The following is a 17,024-nucleotide window of genomic DNA, read 5'->3' on the forward strand; positions in this document are numbered from 1 at the left end:
AGAAGCCAGAGACATATTCCAGCTTACGGGGGGATTACACCATGAATTCCACAAAGAAAACAGCGATTTCACGCCGCAGCACATTAGGTTTGCTGGGTGGGGCAGCGCTTGCGCCAGCGGTTCTACCTGGCCTGTCCGGTTTTGCTCAGGCGCAGAGTTCCGCGCCAATTAAGATAGGTTTTCAACTGCACCGCACCGGTATTGGTGCAGCTTATGGCCGTTGGTACGAGCGTACGTCAAACGCCGCCGTCGCGCGCATCAACGACATGGGGGGCATCAATGGGCGCCCGGTGGAATTGGTGATTGAGGATGACGGCACCGATCCGAAACGTGGCGCTGAGGTGGTCGAGAAATTCGCTACCCAGCATGAATGTGATATCGGGTTTGGCACGCTATTTTCCCACGTGGTTTACGGTTCGGCCCCACGGGCGGGCGAATTGAAACTGCCTTATTTCGTGTGCTCGGAAGGGCATCACGTGGCTTCGGGTGCGCTTAATCGCTATGTCATGCAACCCGGTATTACAGATGTGAAAAGCCAAGTTCAGGCGATGGCGCCCTTTGTGGCGAATAACCTGGGTAAGAAGGTCACCATGATCTTCCCTGATTTCGCCTTTGGCCATGATCACCGTGATTTCTTCTCGGCAGCGATTGAGGCACAGGGCGGCGAAGTGGTCGCAAAAATCGCGATCCCACCGACAGAGACCAGCTTTACCAAATATTTTCCACAAATCCCCCGCGAAACCGAAGTCATCTATCACGTGATGGTCGGCCCAGCGGTTCTGACATTTGTGAAAGAAATGGGTGAGTTCTTTGGCCCATCCAGCCCGGAGATCTTCGGCTTTATCGATTCATTGGAAGCGGTTGATCTGTCATCGCCTGGCCTTGAATTCTTGGAAGGCACCTATTTCTGGGAAGGCAACCCGCGCTATGCGCAAGCGGATCAAACCGAGTTTGACAAAACCTACCGCGCCGCCATCGGGATTGATGAAAACGGGGCAAGCGTGTCAGACAGTGCAGATGTGTCGACCTATGCGCATATGTTCAGTTGCTGGGAAACGTTGAATGTCATCAAGCGTGGTATGGAAGCTGCTGGTTACCAAGGCCCGGCTGATCGCGTGAAACTGATCGAGGCGATTGAGGACATGACCGACATGGCCCATTCTGACGATCATCCCCAGGGGGCAAAGGTCTTTAATGGCAAAACCCACCAGGTCTTTGGCCATCAATATATTTCCCAAGTGGAAGAGGGCCGTTTGAACGTCAAACACACGACCGCGATTGAAGATGGCTTCTATGAAGATGAAGTCGATTACACCACGCAAAGCTTCTAATAGGCTTTAAAACGGACAGGTCCAAAGCATTGGGCCTGTCATATTTATCCCCACAAAAGCAGAGACACAGATGGAATTTGGTCCACATCTTATGCTGGCCACCCTTGAGGGGGCGATCACGGCAGCGATTTTGGCGCTCACGGCGGTTGGGCTTTCGCTCACCTTTGGTGTGATGCGCGTTGTCAACGTCGCCCACGGTGAATTTTTCATGCTTGGCGCCGTCGCGGCCTGGTTCATTTCCACGGCCATTGGCGGTCATCCAGCACTTGGTTTCATCGCCGCTGTGGTGTTTGCGCCTTTGATCATCGGGCTGCTTGCGGCCAGTGCGGATTGGCTGGTTCTTAAGCGCCTGGAATATGACCCTGAACGCACAATCGTTGCCACCATCGGCCTGCTTTACATCATCCAACAAGGGGCGTTGATTGGTTTTGGCCCGAATGCCCAACCGGTTGAGGCACCGTTTAGCCATCGTATTGCATTGCCTTGGTTCGAATGGGGCGAAAGTGGGTTTGAGATGTATTATCCTTGGGGGCTTTCCACGAATTCTTACAAGCTGTTCATCATCTTTGCGGCCTGTGCGATTTTGATGGGCCTGTGGGTGATCATGACGCGGACCAAGATTGGCTTGGTCATGCGCGCAACCCAGCAAGATCGCGATATGGCAACGGCTTTTGGCATCCCCGTCGAACGTGTTTATGCCCTGACGTTTGGCTTGGGTGCGGCGCTTGCGGCCCTTGGTGCGGTGCTGATTGTGCCTGTGCAACAAGCCTATTATTTGATGGGGCATGATCCACTTTTGCTGTCCTTTATCGTTGTGATCATCGGTGGGTTGGGCAGTCTGCGCGGGACAGTTTTGGCCGCGCTTTTGATTGGCATGAGTGACGGGATCATTTCGGTCTTCTTCTCGCCCACGCTTGCCAAAATCATCGCAACCCTATTGGTCGCCATGGTCTTGGTGTTCCGACCACAAGGCCTGTTTGGGAAGGGCACCCACTGATGTCAGAGATCTCACGCATTCATCTTTTACACGCCGCCATGGTCGCCGCTTTGGTGATCTGTTGGTTTGTCCTTCCGGTCTATCACGCGGGCAACTTGGCGCGGATCATGGTCTTTGCGATCTACGCCATGGGCTATAATTTACTGTTTGGCTACACGGGGCTTCTGTCCCTTGGACATGCGTTGTTCTTTGGGGCGGGTATGTATGGCCTGGGCCTTGCGATGCATTTGGGCGGGGTCTCTGCCGGGCCTGGAATTTTGGCGGGCCTTATTGCGGCCTTGGTTGTGTCTGGGATCGTGGGTTTTCTTGCCCTGCGCACAACCGGCGTCGCTTTCATGATCGTCACATTGATGTTCGCCCAGGCCGGTTATCTGGCGGTTTTACTGTTTGGCACCTATACGCGCGGCGACGAGGGGTTTGTTTTGCCTCAGGCCACACGCGCGTTGTTGGGCGTTGATCTGTCGGATGCACAGAACCGATATTTCGCAGCCCTTCTGTTGTTTTCCGCAGTGCTCTTTTTCATCGGTTGGCTGGTGCGCACGCCCTTTGGCCGCTGCCTTGTCGCCATCCGAGAGAACGAAGAACGCGCGCGGATGTTGGGCTATGACATCACGCGCCACAAGCTGATGGCCGTGATCATGTCGGGCACGATCTCGGGTCTGTCTGGCGCGGCTTATTGCTTGTTGTTTGGCTCAGCTCAGGCGGCATTTGTGGCGGTGCCTTATTCGATCTTTCCGCTGCTTTATGTGCTGTTGGGGGGCATGGGCACAACGCTTGGGCCCTTTGTTGGGACGTTGTTCATGTTCTATCTCATCGATTGGTCGGGCGGGAACATGATGGTCGCGGGGTTTGTTTTGGTCGCACTTGCCCTGTTCGCGCCCGCAGGCATTTTGGGCGAAGTCCGTCGGAGGTTGATCACATGGCTGCCGTGAATATCTTAGAGACTAAAGGCTTGACCAAAACCTATGGCGGCCTTGACGCAAACCGAGACATCGATTTCGCCCTGCCGCGTGGTGATGTTCATGCTCTGATCGGCCCAAATGGTGCCGGAAAATCAACCTTTGTTGGCATGTTGTCCGGGCGAATCCCTGCGACACGTGGCCAGGTGTGGTTCGATGGGGCCGAAGTCACGCGACTGCCCGCCCATAAGCGTATCAGCTTGGGGATTGCCTATACGTTTCAGATCACATCGGTGTTCGCGAAATTGCCGGTGCGCGAAAATGTAGCGCTGGCGGTACGCCGTATTTTAGGTCGTGATCGCGCGGCTGTACGTGCAAAAGTGGATGGCGTGTTGGAACGGGTTGGCATGGTGGATCAGGCGTATCAGCTTGCAGGGGATCTGTCCTATGGCCATCAACGCGTGCTTGAAATCGGCATGGGGCTTGCGCAAAACCCGGAACTTTTTATCCTGGATGAACCGACCCAAGGCCTGGCCTTGCCGGAAGTCGAAGCTTTCAAAAACCTCGTGAACGACCTGCGCGGCGAGACGACGATCTTGTTGATTGAACACAATATGAACGTGGTGATGGAGGTCTCAGACAGCTTGACGGTTCTGAACCACGGTGAAGTTCTGGCGCGGGGCACCCCGGATGAGATCCGGGAAAATGCGGATGTTCAAGCCGCATATTTGGGGGGTGTTTGATGCTTGATATCCAAGGTGTTTCTGCCTCTTACGGCAAAGTGCAAGTGCTGTATGACCTTAATATAACCGCTGCGGCAGGCGAGATCACATGCGTGCTTGGTCGCAATGGTGCGGGGAAATCGACCCTGATGCGGGTGATAATGGGCCTGCTGCCGACCACCTCGGGTGCCATCAATTTGAATGACACTTGCGTTAGTATCTTGCCCCCTCATGACACGCCGAAACATCGTATTGCGCTGGTGCCTCAGGGGCGTCGCTTGTTTCCAGAGTTGACGGTTGGCGAAAACATCGAAGTTGGCTTGATGGCGCGAAGTTTCAAAGGCAAGAAGCGTTTGGAAATGCGCGAAAAAGTGTTGGAGCTGTTTCCCCGATTGCGCGAACGTTTGAAACAGCAGGCGGGCACTTTATCGGGGGGCGAGCAACAGATGTTGGCCACGGCGCGTGCGCTGGCGATTGATCCCGCAGTTCTTCTGTTGGATGAGCCGGGCGAGGGGTTGCAACCATCGGTCGTTGAACAAATCCAAGATGTTATTCGGACTATGCGTGCTCAGGGGCTGGCGGTGGTTCTGGTTGAACAGCGGGTCGATGCAATTCTATCTTTGGCGGATAAGGCAGTTTTCATCGAAAATGGCCGCAACCTTGAGACCCTAACACAGGCCGAATTGGCGGCAGACCCGGGCGTGATCCGCCGCAATCTGGGGGTTTAATCAGACTCGAATGCTGTCCAGGCCATCTTCGGACGTGGCGGATGTGCAGATGCTCGAAAGGGTGCGCGGTTTTGTATAATCCCAAGGCTGACCCCGGTGCAGGGCAGCGCGTTCATCCCAAATAAGAATGTCACCTTCCTGCCATTGATGCGAATAGGTGAATTTTTTCTGGGTACAAAACGCCATCGCCTGATCCAATAGAATTTTGCTTTCCGCCTCTGACAGGCCATCCACGCGGAAACTATGGGATGCGAAATACAAAGCATCTTCGCCGGTGACAGGGTTGCGCCACAGTGCCTTCCAATGCTGATCATCCCATTTGTGAAACATTGGAAGTTCGGCCAACTCAGGTGAAATTTGTGCCCGAGAATGACTTAACTTGTGCCAGATGGTTGCGTCTTTCAGGCGATTTTTGATGTCATCGGGCATGGCGGCCCAAGCCGCCCGGGTTGAGGCCAGTTCCGTCTGGCCGCCGCTTTCTGTTACCACACGACCAATAAGGATATTCACAAGTGCAGGGACTGGCAAAAAGATCGAATCTGTATGCCACAAGAAATTGGCCTTTAGGTTCAATGTGTGCATATCCATCTCGCCCGTGACACCGCCATCGGCAGTTTCATTTGAGACCTGAGAGATCTTGAACGCATCACCTTCCTCAAGCGTGTCTGTTTCACGGTTTTCTATGGGGCCAAAGCGCCGTGCCAATGCCAGATGATCGGCATCGCCAAAATCTTGGGCACGAAACAACAGGGCCGTATGTCGATCAAACGCATCCCGTAAATGTGCAAATTCGCCATCATCATGGGCGGCTTTGCGCAGGTCGTAATCATGTATTTCAAGGCCGAAATGGGCGTTCAACGAGGTGGTTTTGCTATGCTGCATCTGCGCTCCTTCTGGGTTTAAAGCCAGTTTTGCAGCGTAACGTCTTAAGGTATAGTGTTTTTTGTAAAATACGTGTTCGGCGGCGTTAACTATTGTTCATTGGCCGCGGTGATGGCTGTGTCAAACGGATCGATTTCGTATTTCACCTTGCTGAGATACAAGCCTTGAGGGGCCGCAACCGGCCCACATTTGTGACGGTCACGCGAATCCAAAACATCTTTGAAACGTTCTGGGGCCCAATGGCCAGACCCGACGCGTTCAAGTGTGCCCACAATGGATCGAATTTGGTTGTGCAGGAAAGACCGCGCCCGAAAATGACATTGAAGTTCACGGCCCTCGAAGGTTTGAACCTCTTCAATGCGGGCCTCGTCCATGGTTTTGATGGGGGATTTTCCTTGGCACATGGCGGAGCGGAACGCCGTAAAATCATGGGTCCCCAACATGTATTGCGCCGCTTCGCGCATGGCGTCCACATCAAGATGATAGGGGACTTGCCACACTTGGCCACGATTGGCCGTCGCAGGGGCGCGGCGGTTCAAAATGCGAAAGATATATTGACGCTCAACGGCCCAAAAACGCGCGGAAAAATCATCCGGCACGGCAACCACATCTGTGATGGCAATGGGGTTGGGCTTCAGGTGGAAATTCAACGCGCCACATAGTTTAAATGGCGTCCAAGCTTTCTGTAGAACGCAATGCGCGACCTGTCCCAAAGCATGCACACCCGTGTCCGTGCGACCGGCTGTAACGATTGAGGGGACATTATCCTCAAGTTTCCCCAAAGCCTGCTCAATGGTTTGCTGAACAGAAGGGTGACCCGCCTGTCTTTGCCAACCATTAAAGGGTTTTCCGTCATATTCAATTTTAAGCGCATATTTGGTCATGCCCCCAATTAGCGTGCAAATTTGCCCTTTGCAATCACGGGAAGGCCTTTGGGGTTGCGCTTGGCTTTTGCATTCCCGTGCCTGCGTGCTTATCTTGGGATCAACAGGCAGGAGCACGGTTTGGTTATCACACGTATCGCTGAGGGCATTACCCGCGAAATTGAACGCACGGGCGACCGTGTGAATGGCATGTTTGAACCGGTTGTGCGTCTTGGTGTGACGGGGCTGTCGCGGGCGGGCAAGACGGTGTTCATCACGTCCCTTGTGGCCAATCTTTTGGATCGTGGCCGGATGAGTCAGCTGATCGGCGCCTCTGATGGGCGTATTCTGGCCGCCTGGTTGCAACCCCATCCCGATGACACTGTGCCCCGTTTTGATTATGAAAATCGTCTCGCGGCCCTGACTGGGGCGGATCCGCATTGGCCAGAGGGCACGGCTTCCGTGTCCAAATTGCGCCTGTCTTTTCGCATTCAACCCGGTGGCATTTTGGGGCGCATGTCTGGTCCCAAGACCCTGCATCTTGATATCATGGATTATCCCGGGGAATGGTTGACCGATTTGACCCTGCTTGAACAAAGCTATGGCGATTGGAGCGCCCAAACCCTTGCCATGATGGAACAACGCGACCAAGGTGATGAATTCTTGGCGCGTGCCACAGCACTTGGAGGGGCTGAAAAGTTTGAGGAACTCCAAGCGAAAGAACTTGCGACACTATATACCCAACATCTGTTTGATGCGCGTGCGGCGGGCTATTCCCTGTGTACGCCGGGTCGTTTCTTAATGCCCGGTGATTTGGCAGGGGCGCCCGCATTGTCCTTCGCACCTTTGCCCGCGGTTGATGGCCGGCGGCCCGCGCGTAAATCCTTGTGGCGCGAGATGGAGCGCCGCTTTGAAGCCTATAAATCCCAGGTCGCAAAGCCGTTCTTTCAAACGCATTTCTCAGGTGTGGACCGACAGATTGTCTTGGTCGACGCGCTGGGGGCCATCCATCAAGGCCCCGCCGCCGTTGATGATATGCGCGAGGCGATGGCGGGTATTTTGAAGGTGTTTAAGCCGGGCGGAAATGGCCTGCTGTCGTGGATTTGGGGCAGCAGACGGGTTGAGAAAATCCTATTTGCCGCAACTCGCGTCGATCTTTTGCATCACAGTCAGCATCCACGCCTGACCGCGATTATGGAAGCGCTTGTGCGTGATGCCCGCGACCGGGCGGATTTCGCAGGCGCCCAAACCGAAGCCTTGTCGATCGCCGCCCTGCGGACCACCGTGGAAGAAACGCATCGTCAAAATGGTGCGGATCTTGACTGTGTGCGCGGGCTGCGCGCACCGGGCCAAGAGGCGTTGTTTTACGCCGGTGACCTGCCTGCGGACCCGCAAATTTTATTGGCGCAATCGCGTGATCAAAACCGCAAATGGCTGGCGCATGAATTTGATGCGATGCAGTTTTTGCCCGCCCCGGATGCCATGCGTCCAGGGTCTGGCCCGCCGCATATCCGACTTGATAAGGCTGCGCAGTTTTTGCTTGGGGACCGCTTATGAATATGGCGGTTATGCAGGCGCAGATGCAGCCGGAAATTCAACGGGGATATGCGGATGATGCACGGGCTTGCGCGGATATTTTGCTCGATTGGGTGCGTGAGACGCCATGGGTGCCAGAACTTTGGACCCATCCCGAAACCGAGACCTTTGTCCGATCCTTGATCAAGCGCGGCAGTGTCAGCGTGCTGCGCCAAGGTGATGATGCGGTCGCGGGTTTTATTGACGCTAAAGACGGTTGGTTGAATTGTCTGTATGTGGCGAAACATGCGCGCGGGCTGGGGCAGGGAAAGATGCTGATCGACCATGCCGCGCGCTTGAACCCAACGGGCTTGCATCTCTGGTGTTTTGCACAAAATCAAGCGGCGGTTCGGTTTTACACCCGCGCGGGGTTTCGTGAGGTTGCGCGCACGGATGGCGACAATGACGAAGGTTTGCCGGATATTCAGATGTATCGTGCAGGGGATCAGAATAATGATTGACACAGAGAGAACGCACCGCGGCCCGGTTCGGTTTGACATTGCGCCAGATGAGACACGCGTTGCGCCATCGGATGCCCCCGCCGTGCCTGATCAATATGGCACGAGACAGGGCGCTGCTATGGAACAGATCGTGCGCTTGGCGGGGCGACGGCGATCTGTCTTGTCGCGTTTGTTTTGGTGGCTATTGGGCACGCTTATTTCGTTGGCGCTTGGGCTTTGGGGCTGGGATATCGTGACGGCATTGATTGCGCGCAACACAGTGCTTAGCCAGGTTGTCTTGGGAATTTCCGTGCTGTTGATAGGGGTTATCCTGCTGATTTGCCTGCGTGAGCTTTTGGGGTTTTTGCGTCTAAAGCGCCTTGATCGTATTCACGACGAGGCCCTCCAGCTGCGTGCACATGGCGATTTGACCCAAGCGCGTGCACTGACGAAACGTTTGGCGCGTTTGTATCAGGGGCGTGAAACCCTGTCTTGGGCTTTGCAGAATTTTCAGGAAAAACAATCCGATAGCTTTGATGTGGATGGACATTTAGCCTTGGCAGAACGTGAAATTTTGGCCCCGATTGATCAAGCGGCCCAACGCGAGGTTGAAGCCGCGACTCGGCATGTGGCGACGGTCACGGCTCTTGTGCCATTGGCCTTTGCCGATGTGTTAACCGCGTTTGTGTCAAACCTGCGCATGATCCGTCGGATCGCTGAATTATACGGCGGGCGCACTGGAAGCTTGGGGAATTGGCGTTTGATGCGATCTGTCTTGACCCATCTGGCGGCCACGGGCGCGGTGGCGGTTGGTGATGATTTGATCGGCTCGGTCGCTGGGGGATCGGTTTTGTCGAAGTTCTCGCGCCGCTTTGGCGAGGGCATCGTGAACGGCGCGTTAACTGCACGCGTGGGCATTGCCGCGATGGAGGTCTGCCGCCCCATGCCCTTCGTAACCCAAAAACCACCACGGGTGACCAACATCCTAAGCCGTGGCCTGGCCGGGTTGTTTGGACGATCAGAGAACGCCGGTTCTTAACTCTGTTAAAATGACAGTTGAGGTGGCGCATCTTTGGGTGCGCGATCCTCAGACATGCGCATGCGAAATCCGCGTGCGATCCGATGGGCCAATGCGCCCCAGGCCGCTGCTGTTTCCGGCGGCAGTTCCGCTGTCAAAACCTCCTCAAACAGGTCCAGCCACAGCGGGAAATGTTCGTCCAAGATTTGCGGCGTGGCCAGATGCACTTGCATAGGGTTTCCGGAATAGCTTTGCTCACGCAGAAGTGCGTTGCGCCAAAATCCTGCGATCTTATCTTCATGTTCGCCCCAGACCGCGCGATCATCGCCAAGGATCCCATTGAAAACGGGCCCCAACACGGGATGTAGCCGAATGCGGGCATAGAACCGGGTCATCACGCGTGTTATTTCATCGGGCGTGATCGGAAAGCGTTGCAGTGGATTGGACATGGTCGCCTCTGTGTTGGTCTTCGTGAAGATACCAAGTTTAGCCCCGGTGTCATTGAGGTGACTTGCCGCAGATGAACTGCGTTACCGCCGTGTAATAATTCCATCTCGCAGCGGCGCCACAAGCGCGCCTGATGCGACCTTTGATAATTGCCGTCTGATAAGGGGGATTGAGGCCGGAGGCGCAAGGATCCAATCACGGATCAAGGGTAAGATACGGCTGTCGGATTGATACATGGAAGTGAAAAACCGACTCATGGTTTGGTAAAGCATGACGTGGCGCATGCGCATTTTCTGCGTCGTGCGCAGGGCTGTTGGTAGGTCGTCGCAGTGTTCCAATGCCATGACCAGAGCCCATGCATCCAGCAGTGCCATATTGGCGCCTTGACCAAGTTGGGGGCTGGCGCAATGGGCGGCATCCCCGATGTGGATCAAGCCGGGCGCGTGCCATTTGCGCAGGCTGCCGTGGCTATAAAACGCCGGTGTCATTTGATCGTGATGGGTGATTTGGTTGAAAAACGGCGCGGCCTCGGGTCAGATGTGATTGACCATATTTAGCCAATCTTCAATCGGAGCGTCTTGCCAAACCTGAAAGTCATCGCGTTTCATCGACCAGAATACTGCGGCTTTCGGGGTGTCGCTGCCCGGTGGCGTTCCCAAGGGCAGAACGCCGGCCATATGTTTCGCCTGTAAATACCGCTGTGTCAGACGTGTCGCGGGAATTTCTGGGGCATCCACCCAGTCTACCGATCCCCAAAGTGCGCCGTATTTCAAAGGTTTCGCTGTGATCGGGCTGATGGGCGAGCGTGCACCAGCAGCATCAATAACCAGATCGAAACTTTGGCTTTCCTTCCCGTTCTCAAATGTCAGTCTGCGCTTTTCTGGGATGTTGATGTCGATGTTTAGGTTGGTGACCGTATGGCCGGGCTGTAACTGCGCACCGGCTGCTAATGCCGCATCCATGAGAACCTGAAACAAAGCGCTTCGTGGCATTGCGAGGCCGGTTTCGCCCGTTAATCCGTCAGGATCATATGCGACATTTAAAACGGGCCATGGATATTTTTCGACGGTGCCATGCATGTCATTGATGGTTGCACCCAAATCTTTTGCACGCCCCAGACACCCCATGATATCAAGTACTGATTGCCCGACAGGCTGGATCATGAGACCGGAACCAACGGGGGCAGGAGTGTCAAATTGATCAAAAACTTGAACGCGATGACCGATCCTTGCAAGGCCTGCAGCGGCACATAAACCAGCAACGCCCGCGCCAACAATTCCGATGTGTAGAATCTTCATAATATTGATGCCTTAAATGTGTCGTGAGTTATCGCTACGCGAGCTGCAAATTTCTTTCAAAGAAATTTGGCCGGAGTTTTTGAAAAACTCCGGAACCTGCGCTAAATTTACCCCTTCGCGCTGGACGCCCGAGCAGCACAGGCCTATAAGGCGCCTATGCGACATATGATGGCGATTATTATTCGAATTATATGCCCGGCGCTCCACTAATCCGAGCCGCCGGGACAAGGCGTATGCAACGCGCGCGCCGCCCTCATATCTTCCCCAATTCCTAGATCAAGGACCGCAGCCATGTGCGCCGATACGCCGACTGAAACTGTTGACTATAAAGACACTCTGAACCTGCCGAAAACCGATTTTCCGATGCGCGCAGGCCTGCCCAAACGTGAGCCCGAATGGCTGGCCCGTTGGGAAAAGCTGGGCGTCTATGATCAATTGCGTGCCAAAAAAGACCGCACACCATTTATCCTGCATGATGGCCCCCCCTATGCGAATGGTCATTTGCACATCGGGCACGCGCTGAACAAAACCATCAAAGACATGATCGTGCGCAGCCACCAGATGATGGGCCATGACGCGCGTTACGTGCCGGGTTGGGATTGTCACGGTCTGCCGATTGAATGGAAGATCGAAGAACAATATCGCAAAAAGGGCAAAAACAAAGACGAGGTCAATATCGTTGATTTCCGTCAGGAATGCCGCAAGTTTGCCGACGGTTGGGTCGACATCCAGCGCGAAGAATTCAAACGTCTGGGCATCACCGGCAATTGGGCCGATCCTTACCTGACCATGAATTACCACGCCGAAGCTGTTATCGCTGCGGAATTCCAGAAATTCCTGATGAACGGCACGCTGTATCAGGGTTCTAAACCTGTCATGTGGTCCCCGGTTGAGAAAACCGCCCTAGCCGAGGCCGAGGTTGAGTATCACGACAAAGAAAGCTTCACGATCTGGGTGAAGTTTAAGGTTGTTGAGGGTGCTAAAGCTGAGTTTCTGGACAGAGCTTCGGAAATGCCGATCATTTCCGGCAATGATGAAACTGGATTGTTCACACAGGCATTTGAAAAGTTTCGTAATGCCCATGTGGTGATCTGGACTACGACCCCTTGGACAATCCCATCCAACAAAGCGGTCGTTTATGGTCAAGATATTGCCTACGGGTTGTACGAAGTGACTGACACACCTGATGAAAGCTGGGTCAATGTTGGCGATAAGTACCTGCTGGCGGATAATCTAGCGGCCGATGTTTTTAAACGCGCGCGCTTGGAAGAAAACCAATATGAGCGTACTTGCGATGTGACTTCAGATGAACTGCAGTATTTGAAGTTGGCTCACCCGCTTGCGGGCGCTGAAGGTGGCAATGGCGAATGGGATGACATCCGTGATTTCCGCGCGGCTGACTTTGTGACCGACACCGAAGGCACGGGTTTTGTGCATTGTGCGCCAAGCCACGGGATGGAGGAATTTGAACTCTACCGTGATCTGGGTATGTTGGAACAGGTCATCACCTATAACATCATGGACGATGGTGGTTTCCGCGCGGATCTGCCGTTCTTTGGCGGCACATACATCCTTGATCGCAAGGGCAAGGAAGGCAACGCCAACAAGACCGTGATCGATAAGCTGGCAGAAGTCGGCGGTCTGCTGGCCCGTGGCAAGATCAAACACAGCTACCCACATTCCTGGCGTTCCAAAGCGCCGATCATCTATCGCAACACGCCACAATGGTTTGCGGCTGTGGATCGTGCGGTGGGTGATGATCAGAACGAGATGGGCGAGACCATCCGTGAACGTGCGCTGAATTCCATCGATAAACTGGTGAAATGGACCCCGCAAAAGGGCCGCAATCGCCTGCATGCGATGATCTCGGACCGCCCTGATTGGGTGCTGTCACGTCAACGCGCCTGGGGTGTGCCGCTGACCTGTTTCACCAAGAAAGGCAGCTTGCCGACGGATGCGGATTACCTGCTGCGTGATCCTGCGGTGAATGCACGTATCGTTGAGGCGTTCGATGCTGAGGGCGCTGATTGCTGGTACATGGACGGCGCAAAGGAACGTTTCATCGGTGATGCGGCGAACCCTGACGATTATAATCAAGTGTTTGACGTGTTGGACGTGTGGTTTGATTCAGGGTCCACACATGCGTTTGTTCTGCGTGATCGTGAAGATGGTGCGCATGACGGCATTGCGGATGTTTACATGGAAGGCACCGATCAACACCGTGGTTGGTTCCATTCTTCCTTGTTGCAAGCCTGTGGTACCAAAGGCCGTGCGCCTTATAAAAACGTTGTGACACATGGGTTTACCTTGGACGCCAAGGGCGTCAAGATGTCAAAATCCTTGGGCAACACCATCGTTCCAGAAACTGTGGTCAAGCAATATGGCGCGGATATTCTGCGTCTTTGGGTGGCCCAGACAGATTACACCGCCGACCAACGGATCGGCCCGGAAATCCTGAAAGGTGTGGCTGACAGCTATCGCCGTTTGCGCAACACCATGCGCTTTATGCTGGGGGCATTGGATGGGTTTGACGCGGCGAAAACCGTGGCACCCGCTGATATGCCAGAGCTGGAACGTTGGGTTCTGCATCGCATGGCCGAGCTAGACCAAACCGTGCGCCTGGGCTACCGTGCATTTGATTTCCAGGGCGTGTTCCAGGCGATCTTCAACTTTGCCACCCAGGATTTATCGGCCTTCTATTTCGACATTCGCAAGGACGCCTTGTACTGCGATGGCGACAGTGCCGAACGTCTGGCGGCTTTGACGGTGCTTGATATGTTGCATCAACGCCTGACCACCTGGCTTGCTCCGGTTCTGACCTTCACAATGGAAGAGGTTTGGTTGGAACGTTTTGGTGGCGACGACAGTTCTGTTCACCTGGTGGATTTCCTGGAGACACCTGCGGATTGGATTGATGAACCACTGGCCGAGAAATGGGCAGAGATCCGTAAGGTGCGCCGTGTTGTAACGGCGGCGTTGGAAGTGCAACGCACCGACAAAGTCATAGGGGCCAGCCTTGAAGCAGCACCCGTTGTGCATGTGGATGACGCCGATGTCTTGGCTTTGCTGCAATCCGTTGATTTCGCAGATGTTTGTATCACGTCGGCCGTGTCCCTGACAAATGACCCTAGCCCTGCCGAGGCCTTCCGCATGCCGGAAGCTGACGGTGTTGGCGTGGTGTTTGAAAAGGCCGATGGCGACAAATGCCAACGCTGCTGGAAGATCCTGCCTGATGTTGGCACCCACAGCCACGTTGCCACCTGTTCGCGCTGCAACGATGCGCTGGGATAAACGAGATAAGGGCCTGCAGAAATGCGGGCCTTTTTCTTTTGTCACTTAGGTTATTGATATGCGCATAGGACGATGCCCTTATTGCCTTCTCGAGAAACGCCTTGTTCGGCCTCATGCCTTGCCTGATGCCTTCACAAGAGCAATTAAGAGGGAAAACAGTGGAAAGGTGTTGTATCTAAGCGTTAATGGCGGCGCTTCGGAGAGGCAGGATGACGGCAGTGGATTCCTGCTGTGCAACGAATGTGAAAGTATATTGAACAGAAATTTTGACCATCCTGTACAGCGGATGTTGCGACGGATTTCTCAGGATCGTGCGAAATACCCTTCTAGGTGCTTTTTCAGATTCAGTGGCAGTTCTCTGGCCGGGTTTATTGTATCGGTAATCTGGCGTGCGGCACTGTTAGATACGTATTTGTATAGAGATTTCAAACTCGATGATGAAATTCTCGACGCTATGCACACTGAGTTGTGGAATTGGGGAAGTTTGAAAAGGGGAAAGTACCGTTACTCCATGAATGCTATTGTTGATGGCGTTGCGGAACTTGAGCGACAGCAAATATCTCAATTGTGCTTTCCACAGAAACAATACGCGCGGTGATGTTGAAGTCACATTTGTCGGTGGCGGTTTTGTATTTCACTGGCATTTGACTAGGCCGCGCCATTCCGTACAGAGGAAAATGGGGGTGTTTTCTGCGCTTAGCGATAAGTTTTGTATTAGCGAGAAAGAGTTGCTGGACATTTCTGGTATTCAGGAAAACCTTCGGGCAGAAGATAAACGAAATCGTGGACATGGATGAAGGGTGTAGACCGCATGACAGAATCACACGCCAGAGATCACGGAATTGAAATCGGACGGTTTGCGCAGGGGTACTGAATGCGATTACGGATGTGGCTGGTGTGCGGGTGGGGCATGTGAGTTGTCGTGACGGGGAACGCACACAGACCGGGGCAACTGTGATCATCCCTCATGACGGCGATATCTTTCAGGACAAATGCCGCGCAGGTCTTGCGCGCATTGGTTCGTCTTTGTCCAACGGATCGGGGGATTATGCCATTGCCTTTTCCACGGCGCGTGAGGGGGATGTGCCCAATGCGGAAACCTCACCTTATTTTGAGGCAGTGATTGAGGCAACGGAAGAGGCGATCTTGAATTCGTTGTTGATGGCAGAAGACACCCAGGGCTGGGATGCCGGGGAGGGCGCGCCGAACCATGTGAAGGCGTTCCGTCTGTAGCTTTGCGCAATTTCCGGGGCGGGTTTGGACTTGTGTTGGGGCGATGCAACGCGCATTCTGCGTTTATGAATATTGGCATTACAGATACGCCCATCGGTCGGCTTGGCTTGGTGGAAGAAGACGGACTGATCACACAGCTTTTGTGGAATGCAGATATGCAAGGCGACGACAGCAGCGTCTTGCGCGATGGATCAAAACAATTGTTGGCTTATTTCAATCACGAACTGACCGAATTTGATCTGCCGCTGTGGGTGAAGGGAAGTAATTTCCAGAGGGCTGTGTGTGACTTTATGTACGGCATTCCTTTTGGCGATACAGTCACCTATGGCGATATTGCGAAAGCCACGAAAACACCGGCACAGGCGGTGGGTAACGCTTGTGGGGCCAATCCTATCCCCTTGATTATTCCGTGCCATCGGGTGCTAGGCGCCAATGGGCTTGGTGGGTTCTCTGGCGCAGGTGGTGGGCTTAACGGGATTGAAATGAAAGTCACGCTATTAAAGCATGAAGGGGCCGCTGGCCTTTTGATTTGATTTTCGTTCCCTAGGGTGGAGGGTGACATGCTTGGGGTTTTGCGTGCCCGTTTTGCAATCTTTGTGATCTGTTTTGGGATGCCCGCATATGGCGCGGCTTGCCCCGATGTGTCTGATTTGGATCAAGGGATCAGGTTGCAGCGTGATCAAGATAATTTCAACACAGTTTTTCAACAAAATGATGGCATGTTGTCAGAGGCACGCAGCGCGCAGGGGCGGGTTATTCATGCGCGCTATGGTCATCCGCTGATGGTGTCTGAACGCTGGAGCGACGCAGGAAACGACCACATGTCATTACAATATGATGCGAGCGCTGCAGAATTAGATGCCTTGGTTCCGGGCCGACGTATTGAACGGAATGTTACGTTGACAATGTCGGATGGGGTCGAGGTTAACGGTCGGGTGACATGGGTGGTGGAACGCTTTGATCATGTAACCATTGGCCGCTGTAGGTACCCTGTGCGTCAGTTTCATGAACGTATGGAACTTGAGGGTTATGGCACAATTCGCATGGTGAAATTTTATGCCCCAGATGTTGGTTTGATTCTACGTAGCATTACGGTGGATGAGGGTTGGAAACCCTTGCGCGATGTGCAGTTTGACCAGATATTGCGGATCGGCGGATGAACTGGATCTATCCTTCAGGCAACTTTCTGTGGCGTCGTGATATTTACGCAGCGTTTGGGTGAGATCGGATCAATGCTGCAGATTTATGACAATTTCGATTGCACCGATTAGGCGAATAGGCTTCAGCTTGGGCAACTGCC

At 54.0% G+C, this 17,024-nt stretch carries 18 protein-coding genes; 13 read left to right on the forward strand and 5 right to left on the reverse strand.

All coding sequences use genetic code 11. The features are described 5' to 3' along the window. Nucleotides 1–41 precede the first annotated feature (41 nt). From RJ38_RS01605 to RJ38_RS01625, 5 genes are all read left to right on the forward strand, one after another. Entirely contained in the window at nt 42–1,331 is a 1,290-nt protein-coding gene (locus RJ38_RS01605) for an ABC transporter substrate-binding protein (protein WP_039017174.1), read from the forward strand. A 70-nt stretch (nt 1,332–1,401) separates the two neighbouring features. After that, nucleotides 1,402–2,328 carry a branched-chain amino acid ABC transporter permease gene (locus RJ38_RS01610; protein WP_039017175.1) on the forward strand — a complete coding sequence of 309 codons (927 nt, stop codon included), beginning with the start codon at nt 1,402–1,404 and terminating at the stop codon, nt 2,326–2,328. Further along, nucleotides 2,328–3,260 carry a branched-chain amino acid ABC transporter permease gene (locus RJ38_RS01615; protein WP_039017176.1) on the forward strand — a complete coding sequence of 311 codons (933 nt, stop codon included), beginning with the start codon at nt 2,328–2,330 and terminating at the stop codon, nt 3,258–3,260. Before RJ38_RS01610 ends, RJ38_RS01615 begins: the two co-directional genes overlap by 1 nt. Continuing rightward, nucleotides 3,257–3,970: an ABC transporter ATP-binding protein gene (locus tag RJ38_RS01620; protein ID WP_202903856.1), complete on the forward strand. Its 714-nt coding sequence runs from the start codon at nt 3,257–3,259 to the stop codon at nt 3,968–3,970. The genes RJ38_RS01615 and RJ38_RS01620 overlap by 4 nt, the downstream gene beginning before the upstream one ends. Then, entirely contained in the window at nt 3,970–4,677 is a 708-nt protein-coding gene (locus RJ38_RS01625) for an ABC transporter ATP-binding protein (RefSeq protein ID WP_039017178.1), read from the forward strand. Before RJ38_RS01620 ends, RJ38_RS01625 begins: the two co-directional genes overlap by 1 nt. Here RJ38_RS01625 and RJ38_RS01630 read toward each other — a convergent pair whose 3' ends face one another. Both RJ38_RS01630 and truA read right to left on the reverse strand, forming a co-directional pair. Continuing rightward, nucleotides 4,678–5,559 carry a TauD/TfdA dioxygenase family protein gene (locus RJ38_RS01630; protein ID WP_039017179.1) on the reverse strand — a complete coding sequence of 294 codons (882 nt, stop codon included), beginning with the start codon at nt 5,557–5,559 and terminating at the stop codon, nt 4,678–4,680. A gap of 89 nt (nt 5,560–5,648) precedes the next feature. Beyond that, complete coding sequence (gene truA / locus RJ38_RS01635) at nt 5,649–6,443, reverse strand: tRNA pseudouridine(38-40) synthase TruA (protein WP_039017180.1); 795 nt, start codon at nt 6,441–6,443, stop codon at nt 5,649–5,651. Nucleotides 6,444–6,563: 120 nt separating this feature from the next. Between truA and RJ38_RS01640 the strand changes: the two genes are divergently transcribed. From RJ38_RS01640 to RJ38_RS01650, 3 genes are read left to right on the forward strand one after another with little or no spacing between them, the layout of a single operon-like run. Next, nucleotides 6,564–7,979: a YcjX family GTP-binding protein gene (locus RJ38_RS01640; RefSeq protein WP_039017261.1), complete on the forward strand. Its 1,416-nt coding sequence runs from the start codon at nt 6,564–6,566 to the stop codon at nt 7,977–7,979. Beyond that, complete coding sequence (locus RJ38_RS01645) at nt 7,976–8,458, forward strand: GNAT family N-acetyltransferase (protein ID WP_052245126.1); 483 nt, start codon at nt 7,976–7,978, stop codon at nt 8,456–8,458. Before RJ38_RS01640 ends, RJ38_RS01645 begins: the two co-directional genes overlap by 4 nt. Further along, the gene (locus RJ38_RS01650) at nt 8,451–9,476 is read left to right on the forward strand and encodes a YcjF family protein (protein WP_039017181.1); all 1,026 of its coding nucleotides are present in this window, start codon (nt 8,451–8,453) and stop codon (nt 9,474–9,476) included. Before RJ38_RS01645 ends, RJ38_RS01650 begins: the two co-directional genes overlap by 8 nt. A gap of 5 nt (nt 9,477–9,481) precedes the next feature. On the opposite strand, the gene RJ38_RS01655 is transcribed toward RJ38_RS01650, so the two are convergent. From RJ38_RS01655 to RJ38_RS17915, 3 genes are all read right to left on the reverse strand, one after another. Beyond that, a complete protein-coding gene (locus RJ38_RS01655) occupies nt 9,482–9,904 on the reverse strand; it encodes a group III truncated hemoglobin (RefSeq protein WP_039017182.1) in 423 nt (140 codons plus the stop codon). Nucleotides 9,905–9,985: 81 nt separating this feature from the next. Beyond that, nucleotides 9,986–10,390, reverse strand: a complete 405-nt coding sequence (locus RJ38_RS17910) for an FAD-dependent oxidoreductase (protein WP_156121716.1) — start codon at nt 10,388–10,390, stop codon at nt 9,986–9,988. Between the two features lie 45 nt (nt 10,391–10,435). Beyond that, nucleotides 10,436–11,200, reverse strand: coding sequence for an FAD-dependent oxidoreductase (locus RJ38_RS17915; RefSeq protein WP_052245128.1), 765 nt, complete (start codon nt 11,198–11,200; stop codon nt 10,436–10,438). 291 nt (nt 11,201–11,491) lie between these two features. On the opposite strand from RJ38_RS17915, the gene ileS reads away from it, so the two are divergent. The 5 genes from ileS to RJ38_RS01680 all read left to right on the forward strand — a co-directional run bounded on the left by ileS (nt 11,492) and on the right by RJ38_RS01680 (nt 16,884). Continuing rightward, nucleotides 11,492–14,491: an isoleucine--tRNA ligase gene (ileS, locus tag RJ38_RS01665; RefSeq protein WP_039017183.1), complete on the forward strand. Its 3,000-nt coding sequence runs from the start codon at nt 11,492–11,494 to the stop codon at nt 14,489–14,491. Nucleotides 14,492–15,033: 542 nt separating this feature from the next. Then, nucleotides 15,034–15,288 (forward strand): hypothetical protein, encoded by a 255-nt coding sequence (locus RJ38_RS18720; RefSeq protein ID WP_156121717.1) that lies wholly within the window; start codon nt 15,034–15,036, stop codon nt 15,286–15,288. A gap of 82 nt (nt 15,289–15,370) precedes the next feature. Further along, complete coding sequence (locus tag RJ38_RS01670; RefSeq protein ID WP_272945931.1) at nt 15,371–15,724, forward strand: P1 family peptidase; 354 nt, start codon at nt 15,371–15,373, stop codon at nt 15,722–15,724. Between the two features lie 65 nt (nt 15,725–15,789). Then, nucleotides 15,790–16,257 carry a methylated-DNA--[protein]-cysteine S-methyltransferase gene (locus RJ38_RS01675; RefSeq protein ID WP_039017185.1) on the forward strand — a complete coding sequence of 156 codons (468 nt, stop codon included), beginning with the start codon at nt 15,790–15,792 and terminating at the stop codon, nt 16,255–16,257. A 27-nt stretch (nt 16,258–16,284) separates the two neighbouring features. Continuing rightward, on the forward strand, nt 16,285–16,884 hold the full coding sequence (locus RJ38_RS01680) for a hypothetical protein (RefSeq protein ID WP_039017186.1): 600 nt from the start codon (nt 16,285–16,287) through the stop codon (nt 16,882–16,884). Nucleotides 16,885–17,024: the final 140 nt, after the last annotated feature.

Origin of the sequence: Halocynthiibacter namhaensis (genome assembly GCF_000812685.1) — a bacterium.
Lineage (GTDB): Bacteria > Pseudomonadota > Alphaproteobacteria > Rhodobacterales > Rhodobacteraceae > Halocynthiibacter > Halocynthiibacter namhaensis.

Excerpts from the sequence above, each read along its gene's own strand:
- truA (WP_039017180.1), bottom strand. The coding sequence starts at position 6,443 with ATGACCAAATATGCGCTTAAAATTGAATATGACGGAAAACCCTTTAAT.
- RJ38_RS01605 (WP_039017174.1), top strand. The coding sequence starts at position 42 with ATGAATTCCACAAAGAAAACAGCGATTTCACGCCGCAGCACATTAGGT.
- RJ38_RS01675 (WP_039017185.1), top strand. The coding sequence starts at position 15,790 with ATGAATATTGGCATTACAGATACGCCCATCGGTCGGCTTGGCTTGGTG.
- RJ38_RS17910 (WP_156121716.1), bottom strand. The coding sequence starts at position 10,390 with ATGACACCGGCGTTTTATAGCCACGGCAGCCTGCGCAAATGGCACGCG.
- RJ38_RS01655 (WP_039017182.1), bottom strand. The coding sequence starts at position 9,904 with ATGTCCAATCCACTGCAACGCTTTCCGATCACGCCCGATGAAATAACA.
- RJ38_RS01625 (WP_039017178.1), top strand. The coding sequence starts at position 3,970 with ATGCTTGATATCCAAGGTGTTTCTGCCTCTTACGGCAAAGTGCAAGTG.
- RJ38_RS01630 (WP_039017179.1), bottom strand. The coding sequence starts at position 5,559 with ATGCAGCATAGCAAAACCACCTCGTTGAACGCCCATTTCGGCCTTGAA.
- RJ38_RS17915 (WP_052245128.1), bottom strand. The coding sequence starts at position 11,200 with ATGAAGATTCTACACATCGGAATTGTTGGCGCGGGCGTTGCTGGTTTA.
- RJ38_RS01610 (WP_039017175.1), top strand. The coding sequence starts at position 1,402 with ATGGAATTTGGTCCACATCTTATGCTGGCCACCCTTGAGGGGGCGATC.
- RJ38_RS01650 (WP_039017181.1), top strand. The coding sequence starts at position 8,451 with ATGATTGACACAGAGAGAACGCACCGCGGCCCGGTTCGGTTTGACATT.
- ileS (WP_039017183.1), top strand. The coding sequence starts at position 11,492 with ATGTGCGCCGATACGCCGACTGAAACTGTTGACTATAAAGACACTCTG.
- RJ38_RS01645 (WP_052245126.1), top strand. The coding sequence starts at position 7,976 with ATGAATATGGCGGTTATGCAGGCGCAGATGCAGCCGGAAATTCAACGG.
- RJ38_RS01680 (WP_039017186.1), top strand. The coding sequence starts at position 16,285 with ATGCTTGGGGTTTTGCGTGCCCGTTTTGCAATCTTTGTGATCTGTTTT.
- RJ38_RS01615 (WP_039017176.1), top strand. The coding sequence starts at position 2,328 with ATGTCAGAGATCTCACGCATTCATCTTTTACACGCCGCCATGGTCGCC.